The sequence below is a fragment of the Herbaspirillum sp. AP02 genome (assembly GCF_015767275.1).
GTDB lineage: Bacteria > Pseudomonadota > Gammaproteobacteria > Burkholderiales > Burkholderiaceae_D > Herbaspirillum.
Genome location: NZ_JADWMY010000004.1, coordinates 39,279 through 55,428 on the forward strand (window position 1 = coordinate 39,279; position 16,150 = coordinate 55,428).

A 16,150-nucleotide genomic window follows, 5' to 3' on the forward strand; every position below is an offset into this window, starting at 1 on the left:
TGACTCCCGATGGGCAAGGATGAATTGACCGATGAGGGGCGGCAGCGCCCGCATGTCACTACAGACGCCGCCGCTTTGCTACGCAGTGAACAGACGCTTACTGCTTACTGGTAACCCTTGGGGAAGGGATTCGGTTCGATCAGATCGGACTCGTAGACCACCTTGAACTGGCCATCCTTCTGGGCTTCGCCGATGCGGGTCTTGCTCCACAGGTGATGGTTCTCGTGGACCTTGACGTAGCCTTCCGGGGCGGTCTTGAGTTCGATGCCGGGGGAGGCCGCCACCACCTTGTCGACGTCGAAGCTGCCGGCCTTTTCCACCGCCGCCTTCCACAACCAGGGACCGAGATAGGCGGCCTGGGTGACGTCGCCGATGACCGAATTGGCACCGAACTTGGCCTTGAACTCGGCCACGAATTTCTTGTTGTTGGCGTTGTCCAGGCTCTGGAAATACTTCATGGAAGCAAAGAAGCCCTCCACGTTCTCGCCGCCGATGCCCAGCATTTCATCTTCGGTGACCGAGATGGTCAGCAGGTTCTGGGTCTTGGCGGTGACGCCGGCCGCCTTCAGCTGCTTGTAGAAGGCGACGTTGGAGCCGCCCACCACGTCGGCGAAGATGACGTCCGGTTTCTTGAGCTTGATCTTGTTGATCAGCGAGCCGAACTGGGTATTGCCCAGCGGATAGTATTCCTCGCCCACCACCGAGCCCTTGAGCACGTTCTCGATGTGCTTGCGGGCGATCTTGTTGGAAGTGCGCGGCCAGATGTAGTCCGAGCCGACCAGGAAGAAGGTCTTGGCCTTCTTTTCCTTGGCCACCCAGTTCAGGCCTGCCAGCACCTGTTGCGTCGCCTCCTGCCCGGTATAGAAGACGTTCTTGGACTGCTCCAGGCCTTCGTAGAAGGTCGGGTAGTAGAGCAGGCCGTTATCCTTCTCGAACACCGGCAGCACCGCCTTGCGCGAGGCCGAGGTCCAGCAGCCGAAGACGGCCGCCACGCGGTCGTTCTCCAGCAGCTTCTTGGCCTTTTCGGCGAAGGTCGGCCAGTCGCTGGCGCCGTCTTCCTGGATGATCTTGATCTTGCGACCGAGGATGCCGCCCATGGCATTGATCTGGTCGATGGCCAGGCGCTCGGCCTGGATCGACCCGGTCTCGCTGATGGCCATGGTGCCGGTGGCCGAGTGCAGCTGGCCCACGGTGACTTCGGTATCGGTGATGGCCAGCTTGGTGGTATTGACCTTGGCGGTCGGATACTGCTGGGCCGAGGCCATGCCCGGCAGGGCAGCAGCGGCGGCACCAGCGGCCAGGCCCATGAGGACCTTGCGGCGCGGCAGCGAGGGCGGGTTGGAAGACGAGGAATGCGACATGCGGTACTCCTTTCGGTCGTTGTTGTTGGATGCCGGCCGGACAAACGTGGCGTCGTGCAGAAAAAAAGCCGGTCAAAAAACGGAAAAGTGAACAAACGAGGGAAAGGCCCGCCACTGGCATGGCGTTCAGGAAAACCGCTCCTGCCACATATGAATATTCCTTCAAGCCCGCCTCTAGCTGTGCTGGCCCTGCCCTTCGTTCTGGGAGGCAGAATAGGATCGGCGGTGCGGCGCAACAATACGTTGTTTGACGTAAGCCCCCGACCGCTGCAGCCCGGCCGCCTGCACAGCTTTTGCCCGCCCGCCGCCTGCTGTTGGTGCAGGCCCATGACGGGGTGCGCGGCGATGCTCTTGCCGGGCCGGCAAGTCCTGCTGCGTTTTGGTGAATTCCCGTGGGATGCGGCAACGCCTATACGTCATTTGACGTATGCCCGTGCTGCGCGAATGGTTTGAAAATTGCTTGCACATGAACGCGAGCGGTCCTGCCAGCCGGCGTGCTGACAAGGACCTGACGAGATGCCCCGACCTTACCCAGAGCCAACGTGACCCATCCCGCCACACAACGCATCGTCAAGGTCCGCCGCGACTACAACACCTGGGTCGCCAACGAGACCCTGGAAGATTACGCGCTGCGCTACACGCCGCTGTCGTTTCGCCGCTGGTCCGAATTCCGGCTGGCCAACACGGCCCTGGGCGCGACCTCCTTCCTGGCCCTGGAAGCCATCAGCGGCGCCATCACCCTGAGCTACGGCTTTACCAATGCCTTCTGGGCCATCGTCTGCGTGGTGGTGCTGTTCTTCCTGACCGGCCTGCCGATCAGCTACTACGCTGCCCGCTACGGGGTGGACATGGACCTGCTCACGCGCGGCGCCGGCTTCGGCTACATCGGCTCGACCATCACCTCGCTGATCTATGCCAGCTTCACCTTCATCTTCTTCGCGCTGGAAGCGGCCATCATGGCCCAGGCCATCGAGATCTACTTCGGCCTGCCACTGGTGTATGGCTACGTGCTCTGTTCGCTGATCATCATCCCCATGGTGGCCTACGGCATCACCCTCATCAACCGCCTGCAGATGTGGACCCAGCCGCTGTGGCTGGTGCTGCTGGTACTGCCCTACCTGTGCGTGCTGTACAAGGAGCCCGACGCCCTGCGCAACCTGATGAGCTTTGCCGGCCGTGCCGAGGAAGGCAGCTCCTTCAACCTGCTGCTGTTCGGCGCGGCCGCGACGGTGGCCTTTTCGCTGATCGCCCAGATCGGCGAGCAGGTCGACTTCCTGCGCTTCCTGCCGGAGAAGACCGCCGCCAATCGCGGCCGCTGGTGGAGCGCCCTGCTGCTGGCCGGCCCCGGCTGGATTCTGCTGGGCGGCGCCAAGATGCTGGGCGGCGCGCTGCTGGCCTTCCTGGCCATCCAGCACGAGGTGCCGATGGCGCGCGCCGTGGAACCGACCCAGATGTACCTGATCGGTTACCAGTACGTGTTCGGCAATCCGGCCCTGGCGCTGGGGGCGGTGGTGCTGTTCGTGGTGGTGTCGCAGATCAAGATCAATGTCACCAATGCCTATGCCGGTTCGCTGGCCTGGTCCAATTTCTTTGCGCGCCTGACCCACAGTCACCCCGGCCGCGTGGTGTGGCTGGTGTTCAATGTCCTGATCGCAGTGCTGCTGATGGAGCTGGGCGTCTTCAATGCCCTGGAACACGTGCTGGCGCTCTACAGCCTGGTGGCGATCTCCTGGATCGGCGCGGTGGTGGCCGATCTGGTGATCAACAAGCCGCTGCGCCTGAGCCCGGCGCATATCGAGTTCAAGCGCGCCCATCTGTATGACGTCAACCCGGTCGGCGTGGGCTCGATGGTGATCGCCACCCTGCTCTCCACGCTGGCCATGTCCGGCGTGCTGGGCAAGACGGTGGCAGCACTCTCCCCCTTCATCGCCCTGGGGACAGCCCTGGTGAGCGCGCCGTTGATCGCGGTGGCCACCGGCAGCCGCTACTACATCGCCCGCCGCGATACGCTGTCCGAACAGAGCTACCGCCCCTATACGCCCGGCCACAGCCCCTCGGTGCTGGACTGCGTCATCTGCGGCAATGCCTTCGAAACCCCGGACATGGCGCACTGCCCGGCCTACCAGGGCGCCATCTGCTCGCTGTGCTGTTCGCTCGATGCACGTTGCAAGGACCGCTGCAAGACCCCGCGCGCGCGGCTGCCCAACCAGATCCTGCACACCCTGCGCCAGTTGATCCCGGCGCGCTTCGCGCTCAAGCTCAATACCCGTATCGGTCATTACCTGAGCGTCTTCGGTCTCTTGGCCGGTGGCCTGGCCATCGTGCTGTGGATGCTGTACTTCCAGCAGATGGCCGACCTCTCCGGCCTCACCCTGGCCGCGCCCGACTCGCTGCGGGGCGTCTTCATCAAGCTGTTCTGTCTGTTGCTGGTGGTGGTCGGCGTGGGCGCATGGTGGCTGGTGCTGACCAATGAAAGCCGCGCCGTCGCGCAGGAAGAATCGGAACGCCAGACCAACCTGCTGCTGCAGGAAATCGAGGCCCACAAGCAGACCGACGCCGAACTGCAGCGCGCCAAGGAGGCCGCCGAATCGGCCAACCTGGCCAAGAGCCGCTTCGTGGCCGGCATGAGCCATGAACTGCGCACACCCTTGAACAGCATCCTCGGCTATGCGCAGATCCTGCACGTGGACGCCACCATTCCGCCGGCCCGCAAGGAAGCCATCGCCATCATCCGCCGCAGCGGCGAACACCTGCTGAGCCTGATCGACGGCCTGCTCGACATCGCCAAGATCGAAGCCGGCAAGATGCGCCTGGCCTCCGACGAACTGGCGCTGGAAGCCTTCCTGGAACAGATCGTGGGCATGTTCGCGCCGCAGGCAGAACAGAAGGGCCTGCAGTTCCGCTTCGAAAAAACCGGCCGCCTGCCGCACATCGTGCATGCCGACCAGAAGCGGCTGCGGCAGATCCTCATCAACCTGCTGGGCAATGCCGTCAAGTTCACCGACCGTGGCGGGGTCACCCTGAAGGTGCGCTACGCGCGCGAGATTGCCTGGTTCGACGTGGTCGACACCGGCATCGGCATCGCCGACGACGACCTGGAACGCATCTTCCTGCCCTTCGAACGCAGCAACGCGGCCAGCCTGCGCGAGGACATCGGCACCGGGCTGGGGCTGGCCATCAGCCGCATGCTGGTCCACATCATGGGCGGTGAGCTGAGCGTGCAGAGCACGGTCGGCGCCGGCAGCAGCTTCCACCTCAAGCTCTACCTGCCGGAGGTGCATGTGCCGCGCCCCAGACTACAACTGGAAGACCAGATGTCCGGCTACGCCGGCCCCTCGCGCCACATCCTGGTGGTGGACGACCAGGCCTCGCAGCGCCGCCTCCTGAAGGACATGCTGGCCCCGCTGGGCTTTGCGGTCAGCGAGGCCGACAGCGGCCTGGCCTGCATGGAAAGACTGGCGCACGAGGTGCCGGACCTGATCCTGCTCGACATCGCCATGCCGCAGATGGACGGCTGGAGCGTGGCCCGCGCCATCCGCGCGCGGGGTCTGACGCAGTTGCCCATCCTGCTGGTCTCGGCCAATGCCTTCGAGAACCTGCACGAGCGCAACGGCGCGCCGCTGGTCAACGATTTCCTGGTCAAGCCGGTGTCGTACAACGAGCTGCTGGGCAAGATCAGGCAGCACCTGCAACTGGACTGGGTGGCGCCGGGCACAAGCGCCTCGGCGCCCGCTGCCACACCGCCCACCGCCACCACCATCACGGCCAAGCCGCTGATGCTGGTGCCGGGCCAGGACAGGCTGGCCGCCCTGCTGCAACTGGGCAGCATCGGCTATGCCAAGGAAATTCTGCGCCAGCTGGACGCCATGGACCGCCAGAACCCGGCCTACCTGCCCTTCACCACGGAGCTGCGGCAACTGGTCAGGCAATTCCGACTCAATGAATATGTCACCCGCATCAAGGAGCTGATCCGCCATGATCTCAACGACGTTCGATAGGCAAGTCGTGCTGATCGTCGATGACATGCCCGACAACCTGGCCATGTTGTCCGACGCCCTCGACGAGAGCGGCCACATCGTGCTGGTCGCCACAGACGGTCTCTCGGCGCTGCAGCGGCTGGACCACATCACGCCCGACCTGATCCTGCTGGACGCCATGATGCCCGGCATCGATGGCTTCGAGACCTGCCGCCGCATCAAGCAGTTGCGGCAGGTGAGTCACGTGCCGGTAGTCTTCATGACCGGCCTGTCGGAGACCGAGCACGTGGTGCGCGGCTTCGAGGTCGGCGGCATCGACTACGTCACCAAGCCGATCCGTCCGCAGGAAGTGGTGGCCCGCATCGGCGCCCACATCCGCACCGGGCGCATGATGTCGCAGGCACGTGGGGTCCTGGAACAGGCCGCGCACGCGGTGATCGTCCTGGGCGGTAATGGCTTGCCGACCTGGCAGACCAGCAAGGCCTCGCAATGGCTGGAGAAGTATTTCGGCGCCCCCGCACCGGGCAGCCAGCGGCTGCCGGCGGCACTGCAGGTGTGGCTGAACGAACAACTGGTGCGCCAGCGCCAGGGCGAGAACCTGGACCAGTTGCCCCCGCTGGTGGTACGCCTGGACCAGGGCGAACTGCACATCACCCTGTGCGGCCCCGGCCAGGGGCATGGTGCCAGCCTGCTGCTGGAAGAAAAGACCGGCGCCGCCGCGCTGGCACGGCCGGAGGACGGCCCGGCGCTACCGGCCTCGCTGGAAGCCTGCCGGCTCACCCCGCGCGAGAGCGACGTCCTGCTGTGGCTGGGCAAGGGCAAGACCAACCGCGACATTGCCGACATCCTCGGCATGAGCCCGCGCACGGTGAACAAGCATCTGGAACATATCTTCGTGAAACTGGGCGTGGAAACGCGCTCGGCGGCGGCGGTGCTGGCCAGTAGCGTGGCGGCGGGAAGTGGGGGGCAGTTGCTGCAATGACCCCGTCAGCATAAACCCGGGCAGACCGGGCCGCTTTGCCCTATCCTTGCACAGGGCACTTACGCCCATCATCACCGAAGCAAGGAGTCATCATGCCCAAGAAAGAGAAACTGGACCCGGAAACCGAAGCCCTGATCCAATGGTGTACCGAAGTCGAGCAATTCCTGGTCAAGGGCGGCGCCACGCTGGACCAGGCGCAGGAGCACATCGAAGAACAGGTGGAATGGTTCACCGACCTGTACTACGACGGCCTGACCCCGGAAGAAGCCGCCAAGGAAGCCCTGGCCTGAAGCAGGTTCCGCCAACCTCCCCCTACCACCAGCATCCCGGCCCGCAAGGCCGGGATTTTCTTTTCATGGTTCAGTCGCGGCCAAAGCGCGTGGAGAGTCCGCGCAAGGCGTCGTAGAGAGGCCGGGTGGCCTCGGCCAAGCGCTCAAGGCTGGCTTCGCGCAGGGCGTCCAGGTCCAGCGCGGCGGCGTCCTTGAGCCCGGCCCAGGCCAGCAAGGCGGCCAGCGCCTCGGGGGTATCGAACATGCCGTGCAGGTAACTGCCCAGCAGTTGGCCATCGGCCGATTGCGCGCCTTCGTCCCGCCCTTCGATGACGAAGGCCGGGCGTTCCAGCGCGGCGCCGTGCGAGACGCCCATGTGGATCTCGTAGCCACGCACGCTGGCATTGCCCTGACCAAGATTGCCGAAATTACCGAAGTTACCGAAGTTACAGTGGCCGCTGACCTGCAGCAGGCGCTTTTCCTGCGTCAGTTCGGTCTGCATGGCGAGCAGGCCGAGGCCGGTGCTGCTGCCGGGTGCTCCTTCCACGCCGTGGGGGTCGTCGATGCGCTCACCCATCATCTGGAAACCGCCGCAGATGCCGATGAGCTTGCCGCCATAGCGCAGGTGGCGGGTGATGGCTTCCGTCCAGCCATGCTGACGCAACCATTGCAGGTCGCCCCGGGTGTTCTTGCTGCCCGGCAGGATGATGAGGTCGGCCGGGGGAATCGGCTGGCCCGGGCCGACGAAGCGCAGGTCGAGATCGGGATGGGCGCGCAGCGCGTCGAAGTCGGTGTGGTTGCTGATGCGCGGGAAGACCGGGACCACCACGCGGAAATCCCCCTTGTGCTCCTGCGTGGCGGCGACCGCATCTTCGGCATCCAGTTGCAGGCCATGCAGGTAGGGCAGCACCGCCAGGACCGGCTTGCCGGTGCGTTGTTCCAGCCAGTCCAGCCCGCCTTGCAGGAGGCTGATGTCGCCCCGGAAACGGTTGATGACGAAGCCGACCACGCGCTCGCGCTCGCTCTCGGAGAGGCAATCGAGGGTGCCGGTCAGGTGTGCGAAGACGCCGCCACGGTCGATGTCGGCCACGATGATGACCGGGCAATCGACCGCTTCGGCAAAGCCCATGTTGGCGATGTCGCGGGCGCGCAGGTTGATCTCGGCCGGGCTGCCGGCGCCTTCGACGATGACGCAGGCATATTGCGCGTGCAGACGGGCATAGGATTGCAGCACGGCCTGCATGGCCTCGGTCTTGTAGCGGTGGTAGTCGCGGGCGTTCATGTCGGCGCGCACCTTGCCATGCACGATGACCTGCGCGCCGGTATCGCTGGAGGGCTTGAGCAGGACCGGGTTCATGTCGGTATGCGGGGCGATGCCGGCGGCCTGGGCCTGCAGGGCCTGGGCGCGGCCGATCTCGCCGCCGTCGGCGGTGACGGCACTGTTCAGGGCCATGTTCTGCGGCTTGAACGGGGCCACGGCGATGCCATCCTTCTTCAGCAGCCGGCACAGTGCGGCGGCCAGGGTGCTCTTGCCGGCGTCCGAGGTGGTGCCCTGGATCATCAGGGTATGGAAGGGGAAATCAGCCACGTCGGCTCCATGTATCCAGGGCTTGTTGCAGGCGCTCCCAGCCGGCTTCGTCAGGCGGCAGGCCAAGGCGGATGCCACCGGCGCCACGGGTGAAGAGGCGTATCCAGATGCCCTCTTGCGCCATGGCCTGGTGAAACGCCACGGCCTGCGGTTCGGGCCACCACTGGAACAGCGCCGTGCCATGGGCGGCGATGCCGTGGGTGGCCAGCAGGGCCTGCAGGCGTTCGCCCGCGGCCAGCAGTTGCTGCAGAGTGACCTGCTGCCACTTCCGGTCGCCGAGGGCCGCGCAGCCGATCTGCTGGGCCGGGCCGCTGATGGCCCAGGGTCCCAGCCAGTCGGCCAGCGCATCCAATAACGGCGGCGCGGCGGCGACGAAGCCCAGCCGCAGGCCGGCCAGGCCGAAGAACTTGCCCACTGAGCGCAATACGATCAGGCCGGCATCGGCCGTGTGGGCGGCCACGCTCTGCCCGGATAACGTATCGCCGAAGGCTTCGTCCACCACCAGCCAGCCACCGCGTGCGGCCAGTTGCGCGGCCCATTGCATGAGCTGGCCCGGGGCCACCCGCGCACCGGTGGGATTGTTGGGATTGCAGAGCACCAGCACGTCGCAGGCGCCACCTTGCACTGCTTCCTCCAGCGCGGTGTAAGGGACTTCGCGTACCGCATGGCCGGCACGCTGCCAGCAGTGCGCATGTTCGGCGTAGATGGGCGCGGCCACCACCACCTGGGCCGGACGTCCATCCTGCCGCAGGCGCAGTTGCGGCAGGGCCTGGATGGCGGCCTGGGTGCCGGCCACGGCCAGCATGCGGGGCGCACCGTAGTAGGTGCAGGCGGCCTGCTCCAGCGCCGGCGAGGCTTCGGGCAGGCGATGCCAGGCGTCGGCGGCGATGGCGGGCGCCGGATAGGGCCGCGGATTGATGCCGGTGGACAGGTCCAGCCATTGGCTGCGGGGGCGGCCGTAGTGGCGCGCCGCGTCGTTGAGGTTGCCGCCGTGTTCAAGCATGCAGGCCTCCCAGGCAGAGCAGCGCCACGGCGCTGATGACGGCCAGCCACAGGGCGGTGCTCATGGCCACCAGTCGCCAGGCGCGCACGATGTCCGGTCCTTGCGGCAAGGGGCCGCGCCCCAGTGGCGGGCGCTGTTCCAGTTCGCCGTCATAGATCGCTGGTCCGCCCAGGGCCAGGCCCAGGGCGCCGGCACCGGAGGCCATCACCGGCCCGGCATTGGGGCTGCTCCAGGTCGGGGCCTGTTCCTTCCAGCAGGCCATGGCCTGGCGCCGCTGGCCCAGCCAGGCGTAGGACAAGGCGGTCAGGCGCGCCGGCAGCCAGTTCAGCGCATCGTCGATGCGCGCCGCGGCCCAGCCGAAGTGCAGGAAGCGCGCCGTGCGGTAGCCCCACATCGCATCCAGGGTATTGGCCAGACGGAACAGCAAGGCCCCGGGGCCGCCGGCCACCAGGAACCAGAACAGCGTGCCGAAGACGGCGTCGTTGCCATTCTCCAGCAGCGATTCGACGCCGGCCTTGGCCAGGTCCTGCTCGCTGGATTGACGCGTGTCGCGACTGACGATGTAGGAGGTCAGGCGGCGCGCCAGCGGCAGGTCGCCACTCGCCAGTGCCTGGGCGATGGGCAGGGTATGTTCGCGCAGGCTGCGCAGGCCGATGCAGAAGTACAGCAGCGCCGCATGCAGCAAGGCGGCCAGCCACCAGGGCGCGGCCGCCAGCAGACACGCGGCCACCAACACCGGCGGCAGCACCGCCAGGCTCCAGGCCAGCACGCCGCGCAGGCGCAATGCCGGTCGCTGGTTGAGCACGCGCTCGATGGTCTTGGCCAGGTTGCCGAAACCGACCAGCGGATGCCAGCGGCGCGCCTCGCCCAGAGCCAGGTCCAGCGCCACGCCGAGCGCCATCAACACGGCCAGCCAGGGCCAGGACAGGCCGCTCAGCATGCGCTGTCCTTCAGGTTCAGGGGCAGCCCGGCGGCGACCCATTGCACCCGTTCGCAGAGGGCGGCCACGGCCTGGTTCAGACGGCCGGCCTCGTCCACGAACCAGCGCGAGATGGCGCCCTGCGGGATGATGCCCATGCCCACTTCATTGGAGACGATGATCACCGGCCCGGCGGCCTCCTGCAAGGCGCGCAGGAAATCCACCCGCTGCAGCGTGAATGCCGCTGGCGGGTCGATCGGCCCCAGTTCAGGAAATGCGATGCCGTCGGCAAACAGCAGGTTGGCCAGCCACACGGTCAGGCAATCGACCAGCACCACGCGATCGGGGCGGCTGTGATCGCGCAGGGCCTGGCCCAGGGCCAGCGGTTCTTCCACCGTGCGCCATGGGCCACCCAGGGCCAGGCGGCGTTGCTGGTGGTGGTCGATGCGGGCCCGCATCTCGGCATCGTCACTGCTGGCGCGACGGCTGGCGGTGGCGAGATAGACGATCTCGCTGGCGCCGGCCTGCCAGGCGGCCAGTGCCAGTTTCTCGGCATGCGCGCTCTTGCCGGAGCGGGCGCCACCGAATACCAGGGTGCGCTGCGGTGGGCGGGAAGCGGGCTTCATGCTTGCGGTTCTCCCTGGGCGGGCCAACGGTCCTGATAGACCAGATCGGCCAGTGACTGGCGTGTGGCCCAGTGCTCCTGTTCCAGCATGGGCCGTTCGTAGAAGGCGGGGACGTGGCCCAGGCACAGCACCGCCACCGGCTCGGCACCGGCGGGCATCTGCAGCAGCCGGGCCAGGGCCAGCGGATCGAACAACGACACCCAGCCCATGCCCAGGCCTTCGGCACGGGCGGCCAGCCACATGTTCTGCAGCGCGCAGGAAAGCGAGGCCAGGTCCATCTGCGGCAGCGTGCGGCGGCCGAAGACGTGGGCGTCGCGGCGGTCCATCAGGGCGGCGACCAGCACTTCGCCGCAGTCCAGGATGCCTTCCACCTTCAGGCGCATGAACTCGTCCTCGCGCTGGCCCAGCGCCTGCGCGGTGGCCACGCGTTCCTGCTCGACCAGTGCGTGGATGGCCTGGCGCACGCCGCGATCAGCGATGCGGATGAAGCGCCAGGGCTGCATGAAACCCACGCTGGGCGCATGGTGCGCAGCCTGTAGCAGACGTTCCAGCAGAGTTGGCTCGACCGGGTCGGGCAGGAAGTGGCGCATGTCACGCCGCTCGCGGATGACGCGATAGAGGGCGTCGATCTGCTCCTGCGGATAGCGATGGGCCGGCTGGGGCGAGGCCGGCTGAGGCGAGGCCGTCGGGTTCATGCGACCGCGCCTCCCAGCAGGGCCGCCACGGTGCGTGGAGCGGAACGGAAATAGGCGTGCAGGTAGCTGGCGGTGACCTGCTGCTGGCGATAGACCACCTCGCCCTCGGAAGAATCGAACAGGCGCTCGCCCCGTGCCATGAATTGCGCGCCCACCACCGCCCGCGAATAGTGGAAGGTGTGGCAGCGCAGATGCTCGCCCACGGCGCCCGGCAGGTTCAATTTCAGGGTCTGGTAACCCAGTCCCTGCAGGCGTGGCTGTACCGTGGCCTGGCCGGGCAGCACGCCGCACATCTGCCCGCTGCTGCCATCCTGGCCGACGATGCCCTCCAGCAGGAACAGCATGCCGCCGCACTCGGCATAGAGCGGCTTGCCGGCGGCCGCATGCGCGCGCAGGCTGGACTGGGTGACTTGCGCGGCCTGCAGCGTGGCGAGGTAGAGCTCGGGATAGCCACCCGGCAGCCACACCGCATCGCAGGGCGGCAGGGCTTCGTCGGCCAGCGGCGAAAAGAAGGCCAGGCTGGCGCCCATCTGTTGCAGCAATTCCAGGTTGGCGGTGTAGATGAAGGAAAACGCCAGGTCGCGCGCCACGGCGATGGTCTTGCCTGCCAGCAGGCGCGGGAAGTCCCGTTCCGGCGGTGGTGTGCCGAAGTCCACCGGGTCCGGCGGCGTGGCCAGGGAGGTGCTGGACATGCGCTCAGCCACCGCGTCCAGTCGCGCATCGAGGTCGGCGATCTCGGGTGCGGCCACCAGGCCGAGGTGGCGCTCCGGCAGGGCGAACTGCATGTCGCGCTGCAAGCCGGTCAGCAGCGGCACCGATGGCCGGGCGTTGCGCAGGCCCTGGCGCAGCATCTGCGCATGGCGCGGACTGGCCACGCCATTGGCCAGCACGCCGGCAAACTTCAGTTCGGGACGGTAGGCCAGCAGCCCCTGCGCCAGCGCGCCGATGGTCTGGCCCATGCCACGCGCATTGATCACCGCCACCACCGGGATGCCCAGCAACTGGGCCAGGTCGGCACTGCTGGGCTCGCCATCGTAGAGGCCCATGACGCCCTCCACCAGTAGCACGTCAGCCTCGGCCGCAGCCAGCGCCACCTGGCGCCGGCAGTGGTCTTCGCCGCCCAGCCACAGGTCGAGATTGACCACCGGCTGGCCGCTGGCCTGCTCCAGCACCATGGGATCGAGGAAATCGGGGCCGGTCTTGAACACCCGCACGCGCTTGCCCTGGTTGCGATAGAGACGCGCCAGCGCGGCCGTGATGGTGGTCTTGCCGTGGCCGGAGGCCGGGGCCGAGATGAACAGGGCCGGACAGCTGTGATGAAGTTCGGACATCAGAATTCCACGCCTTTCTGCGCCTTCACGCCCTGCTCCTTGTAGGGGTGCTTCACGGGGCGCATCTCGCTGACCAGGTCGGCCTGCTCGATCAGCGCCTCGGGCGCGTGACGGCCGGTGACGACGATGTGCAGCATCTCGCGACGGGTGGCGAAGACGCGCAGCACGTCCTCCAGATCGAGGTATTGGTATTTCAGGACGATGTTGAGTTCGTCCAGGATCACCATGTCGTAGGACGGGTCGTTGATCATGCGCACCGCCTCGGTCCAGCCGCGTGCAGCCGTGCGCATGTCGGCCTCGCGGTCCTGGGTATCCCAGGTATAGCCCGCGCCGACGACGTGGAAGTCGCAATTCGCATGGCTGCCCAGGAAGTCGCGTTCGGCGCTGTAGAGCGCGCCCTTGATGAACTGCACCACGCCCAGTTTCATGCCATGGCCGAGGATGCGCATGCCCATGCCGAAGGCGGCGCTGGACTTGCCCTTGCCAGTGCCGGTGTTGACGATCAGCAGACCCTTTTCCAGTTGGGCGGCGGCCTTCTTCTTTTCAAAGCCTTCCTTGTGGCGCTGGGTCATGCGCTTGTGGGAGTCGGGATCGGTTTTCACGGTCGGGTTCTTTCCAAAGTGTCGTTCAGGTCCAGTCCGCACCGGTGCGCTCGGCAAGAATGCGGGCGACCTTGCTGCGACTGGGATGGTAGCCGATGAAGACCAGTTCGCTGTGATTGCCGCGACCGACGGCACTGCCCTGCCCGCTTGCGGCCGCCACCACGCGGGCACGCACGGCCTGCAGCAGCAGCGGTCCGTCGGCACCGTGCACGAAGCCCTTGGTGCGCAGGATGGGCTCGGCCAGGGCCGCGGCGGCCACGGCCTGGCGCAGACGCTCCGGGTCTTGCGGCACCGTGCTGCGCAGCGTGAAGGATTGCCAGCCGGGGTCTTGCTCGTGGAAATGCTTGTGGGTGGACAGCCCGTGGCTGTGCACGCCCAGGCCGGAGTGGGCATGGCCATTGAAGCGGCGCTGGTTGGCGGCCACCGTGGCGCGCTCGCCCGGCATGCCCACCGGGGTGTAGTGGTGATGCACCGTCGCGCCCGCCTGGTGCAGGCGCAGGCCCAGTGCCAGGCGGATATCCAGCCGGGCGCCATAGGCCAGTTCCAGGAAGCGCACATTGGGCGCCAGTGCGCGCACGACCGCTTCGGCCTGCAGCAGCGGGGCTTCGTCCATGCCGTCGATCTTGTTGAGCACCACCACGTCGGCGCATTCGAGTTGCTGGCGGAACAGGCTGGCGGTGGCATCGCGTACCACGTTGCCACTGGCGAAGGCCTCTTCCAGCAGCAACGGGGTATCGACCACGGCCAGGGTGGCATCCAGCACGAAGTGCGGCGCCAGCTCGGGCGACTGCAGCACCTCCATCACGGCGCTGGGCAGGGCCAGACCGGAGGTTTCGATCAGCACATGGTCGATCTGCGCACGGCGGGCGGCCAGCGCCAGCATGGCCGGCACGAACTGCTCGTCGTCACCATAGGCGATCAGGCCATGGGCAAAGTCCTGGATCTGCACCTGGCCCTGGCCATCGCCCTCGGCGCGCAGCAGGTCGCCATCGATGGCGACCTCACCGAATTCATTGATCAGCAGCGCCAGCCGGCGCGACTGGCGGCGCTGCACCAGGGCACGCAGCAGCGTGGTCTTGCCGGCCCCGAGGAAGCCGGTGACCACGGTCACCGGGATGGGCGGCGTGGCGTTGGCCAGTGCCGGAGCCGATGCGGCGCTCATCGTCAGGCTCCCGCCAGTGCCGCCAATGCCGCCAGGCGGGCATGGACTTCAGCGAAATCATGGGCCACCTGGGGGTAGTCCAGGCGTGGACGGCGCACCGTCAGCAGGGGGATGCCCAGGGCGCGCGCCGCCTCGACCTTGGCCCGATAGCCGCCGGCCTCGCCGGAGTCCTTGGTGACCACGCAGTCGATACCCCAGTCGCGCCACAGCGCTTCGTTGAAGGTTTGCGAGAACGGCCCCTGCATGGCGCACAGCTGCGCGCGCGGCAGGCCCAGTTCCAGGGCGCGACGCAGGAAGTCGGGATCGGCCGTGACACGGGCGAACCATTGGCGCTCCTGCGCGCCGGGCGCCTGCAGGAAAGTCGCCAGGTCCTTGGAGCCGGTGGCCAGGAAGATGCGGCGCCCCATGGCGACCGCCCGGGCGGCGGCCTCCTGCATGTCGGCGCAGGCGTGGGGATCATCGGCGGCGATCTCGCTGGGGCGCTCATAGCGCAGATAGGGAATGCCCAGCTCCTGCGCCAGCGTCATCAGTTGCTGCGACATCTGTACGGCAAAGGGATGGGTGGCATCCACCAGCACCCGGGCCTGGCTATCGCGCAGGGCCTGGCGGCGCGCCTCCACGCCCTGGCGGCCGGACCAGACGAACGCGCCCGGGCAATCGCCGCGCGCCAGCTGGCCGCCATAGTCGGTGGCGGTGGAGACCACGACGCTGCGGCCCTGGCCGGCCAGCTCGCCGGCCAGCGCATTGCCGTCGCTGGTGCCGGCGAACACCCATACCGCCTGCGGCGGCAATTGCGCGGCCGCCTGGGCCTGGGATTCTTCGCTCCAGTCGTTGTAGCCACGCGGGGTGAAAATCCAGTCGCGCTTGCGCTGGGTGAAGCGGTTGCCGATGACGATCGAGGTCAGCATGTCGAACTGCAGGCCCGGCAATTCATCCAGGCGATGGATGGAGACCTGCTGGCCCGGGCGGTAGGCATTGCGCACCACGCCGCACAGGGTATGCGGCGCCTTGTGCTGCAGCATCAGTTGCAGGATGCGATAGACGCCCTCCTGCCGGCCGGCGCTCTGCACGTTGTAGAGCACGCAGGCCAGGTCGGCCTGGGCGATGTGGCTGGCGCGCTGTTCGATCCACGACCACGGGCATAGCAGATTGGACAGCGACAGCGTGGCGAAGTCGTGCGATAGCGGCGAGCCCAGGAGCGATGCACAGGCATTGGCCGAGGTCACGCCGGGGATGACATTGACCTCGTAGGTGTCGTCCTCGCGCATGTCGTCGAAGGCCAGCGCCGCCATGGCGTAGATGCCGATGTCACCGCTGGAGATGAGCGCCACCCGGCGCCCGGCGCGGGCCTGTTCGATGGCCAGCAGGGCGCGCTCGCGCTCTTGCGTCAGCGGCGGGGTATGGATTTCCTTGCCCTCGATGTGCGCGGCGATCCAGCGCAGGTACAACTCGTAGGCGACGATGACCTCGCTCTCGCGCAAGGCCTCGATGGCGCGCGGGATGATCATCTCTTCGAAACCGGGACCGACCGAGACCAGGTTCAATACGCCTTTTTTCTTGACTGCTTCCATCCTGTATTCCTGCAAAAAATTGAGCGACGACTACCAAAACTTCTCATGCCCGTTATTTCTCATG

13 protein-coding genes are annotated in these 16,150 nt (G+C 66.9%); 3 read left to right on the plus strand and 10 right to left on the minus strand.

All coding sequences use genetic code 11. The features are described from left to right. Positions 1-104 precede the first annotated feature (104 nt). Positions 105-1,361, minus strand: a complete 1,257-nt coding sequence (gene urtA / locus I5R65_RS10425; protein ID WP_077236840.1) for an urea ABC transporter substrate-binding protein — start codon at positions 1,359-1,361, stop codon at positions 105-107. Between the two features lie 542 nt (positions 1,362-1,903). On the opposite strand from urtA, the gene I5R65_RS10430 reads away from it, so the two are divergent. The 3 genes from I5R65_RS10430 (at position 1,904) to I5R65_RS10440 (ending at position 6,610) form a co-directional block, all read left to right on the plus strand. Then, positions 1,904-5,359, plus strand: coding sequence for an ATP-binding protein (locus I5R65_RS10430; protein WP_180669317.1), 3,456 nt, complete (start codon positions 1,904-1,906; stop codon positions 5,357-5,359). After that, complete coding sequence (locus tag I5R65_RS10435) at positions 5,337-6,320, plus strand: response regulator transcription factor (protein WP_180669315.1); 984 nt, start codon at positions 5,337-5,339, stop codon at positions 6,318-6,320. The genes I5R65_RS10430 and I5R65_RS10435 overlap by 23 nt, the downstream gene beginning before the upstream one ends. 92 nt (positions 6,321-6,412) lie before the next feature. Then, positions 6,413-6,610: a hypothetical protein gene (locus I5R65_RS10440; RefSeq protein ID WP_008329502.1), complete on the plus strand. Its 198-nt coding sequence runs from the start codon at positions 6,413-6,415 to the stop codon at positions 6,608-6,610. Positions 6,611-6,680: 70 nt separating this feature from the next. Here I5R65_RS10440 and I5R65_RS10445 read toward each other — a convergent pair whose 3' ends face one another. The 9 genes from I5R65_RS10445 to cobJ are packed head-to-tail and all read right to left on the minus strand — an operon-like array spanning position 6,681 to position 16,086. Next, complete coding sequence (locus tag I5R65_RS10445) at positions 6,681-8,177, minus strand: cobyric acid synthase (protein WP_180669313.1); 1,497 nt, start codon at positions 8,175-8,177, stop codon at positions 6,681-6,683. Further along, positions 8,170-9,180, minus strand: coding sequence for a threonine-phosphate decarboxylase CobD (cobD, locus tag I5R65_RS10450; protein WP_180669311.1), 1,011 nt, complete (start codon positions 9,178-9,180; stop codon positions 8,170-8,172). Before cobD ends, I5R65_RS10445 begins: the two co-directional genes overlap by 8 nt. Next, positions 9,173-10,120, minus strand: coding sequence for an adenosylcobinamide-phosphate synthase CbiB (gene cbiB / locus I5R65_RS10455; protein ID WP_180669309.1), 948 nt, complete (start codon positions 10,118-10,120; stop codon positions 9,173-9,175). Before cbiB ends, cobD begins: the two co-directional genes overlap by 8 nt. Beyond that, positions 10,114-10,725: a bifunctional adenosylcobinamide kinase/adenosylcobinamide-phosphate guanylyltransferase gene (gene cobU, locus I5R65_RS10460; RefSeq protein ID WP_180669307.1), complete on the minus strand. Its 612-nt coding sequence runs from the start codon at positions 10,723-10,725 to the stop codon at positions 10,114-10,116. The genes cbiB and cobU overlap by 7 nt, the downstream gene beginning before the upstream one ends. Further along, a complete protein-coding gene (bluB, locus tag I5R65_RS10465; RefSeq protein ID WP_180669305.1) occupies positions 10,722-11,420 on the minus strand; it encodes a 5,6-dimethylbenzimidazole synthase in 699 nt (232 codons plus the stop codon). Before bluB ends, cobU begins: the two co-directional genes overlap by 4 nt. Next, positions 11,417-12,751 carry a cobyrinate a,c-diamide synthase gene (locus I5R65_RS10470; RefSeq protein WP_180669303.1) on the minus strand — a complete coding sequence of 445 codons (1,335 nt, stop codon included), beginning with the start codon at positions 12,749-12,751 and terminating at the stop codon, positions 11,417-11,419. Before I5R65_RS10470 ends, bluB begins: the two co-directional genes overlap by 4 nt. Then, positions 12,751-13,353, minus strand: coding sequence for a cob(I)yrinic acid a,c-diamide adenosyltransferase (cobO, locus tag I5R65_RS10475; RefSeq protein WP_180669302.1), 603 nt, complete (start codon positions 13,351-13,353; stop codon positions 12,751-12,753). Before cobO ends, I5R65_RS10470 begins: the two co-directional genes overlap by 1 nt. A gap of 25 nt (positions 13,354-13,378) precedes the next feature. Beyond that, positions 13,379-14,515 carry a GTP-binding protein gene (locus I5R65_RS10480; protein ID WP_180669300.1) on the minus strand — a complete coding sequence of 379 codons (1,137 nt, stop codon included), beginning with the start codon at positions 14,513-14,515 and terminating at the stop codon, positions 13,379-13,381. 2 nt (positions 14,516-14,517) lie between these two features. Beyond that, a complete protein-coding gene (cobJ, locus tag I5R65_RS10485) occupies positions 14,518-16,086 on the minus strand; it encodes a precorrin-3B C(17)-methyltransferase (RefSeq protein WP_180669298.1) in 1,569 nt (522 codons plus the stop codon). Positions 16,087-16,150: the final 64 nt, after the last annotated feature.

Bases quoted from the DNA above. Each gene is read 5' to 3' on its own strand.
- bluB (WP_180669305.1), bottom strand. From the start codon at position 11,420: ATGAACCCGACGGCCTCGCCTCAGCCGGCCTCGCCCCAGCCGGCCCAT.
- I5R65_RS10440 (WP_008329502.1), top strand. From the start codon at position 6,413: ATGCCCAAGAAAGAGAAACTGGACCCGGAAACCGAAGCCCTGATCCAA.
- urtA (WP_077236840.1), bottom strand. From the start codon at position 1,361: ATGTCGCATTCCTCGTCTTCCAACCCGCCCTCGCTGCCGCGCCGCAAG.
- I5R65_RS10480 (WP_180669300.1), bottom strand. From the start codon at position 14,515: ATGAGCGCCGCATCGGCTCCGGCACTGGCCAACGCCACGCCGCCCATC.
- I5R65_RS10435 (WP_180669315.1), top strand. From the start codon at position 5,337: ATGATCTCAACGACGTTCGATAGGCAAGTCGTGCTGATCGTCGATGAC.
- cbiB (WP_180669309.1), bottom strand. From the start codon at position 10,120: ATGCTGAGCGGCCTGTCCTGGCCCTGGCTGGCCGTGTTGATGGCGCTC.
- cobD (WP_180669311.1), bottom strand. From the start codon at position 9,180: ATGCTTGAACACGGCGGCAACCTCAACGACGCGGCGCGCCACTACGGC.
- I5R65_RS10470 (WP_180669303.1), bottom strand. From the start codon at position 12,751: ATGTCCGAACTTCATCACAGCTGTCCGGCCCTGTTCATCTCGGCCCCG.
- cobU (WP_180669307.1), bottom strand. From the start codon at position 10,725: ATGAAGCCCGCTTCCCGCCCACCGCAGCGCACCCTGGTATTCGGTGGC.
- cobJ (WP_180669298.1), bottom strand. From the start codon at position 16,086: ATGGAAGCAGTCAAGAAAAAAGGCGTATTGAACCTGGTCTCGGTCGGT.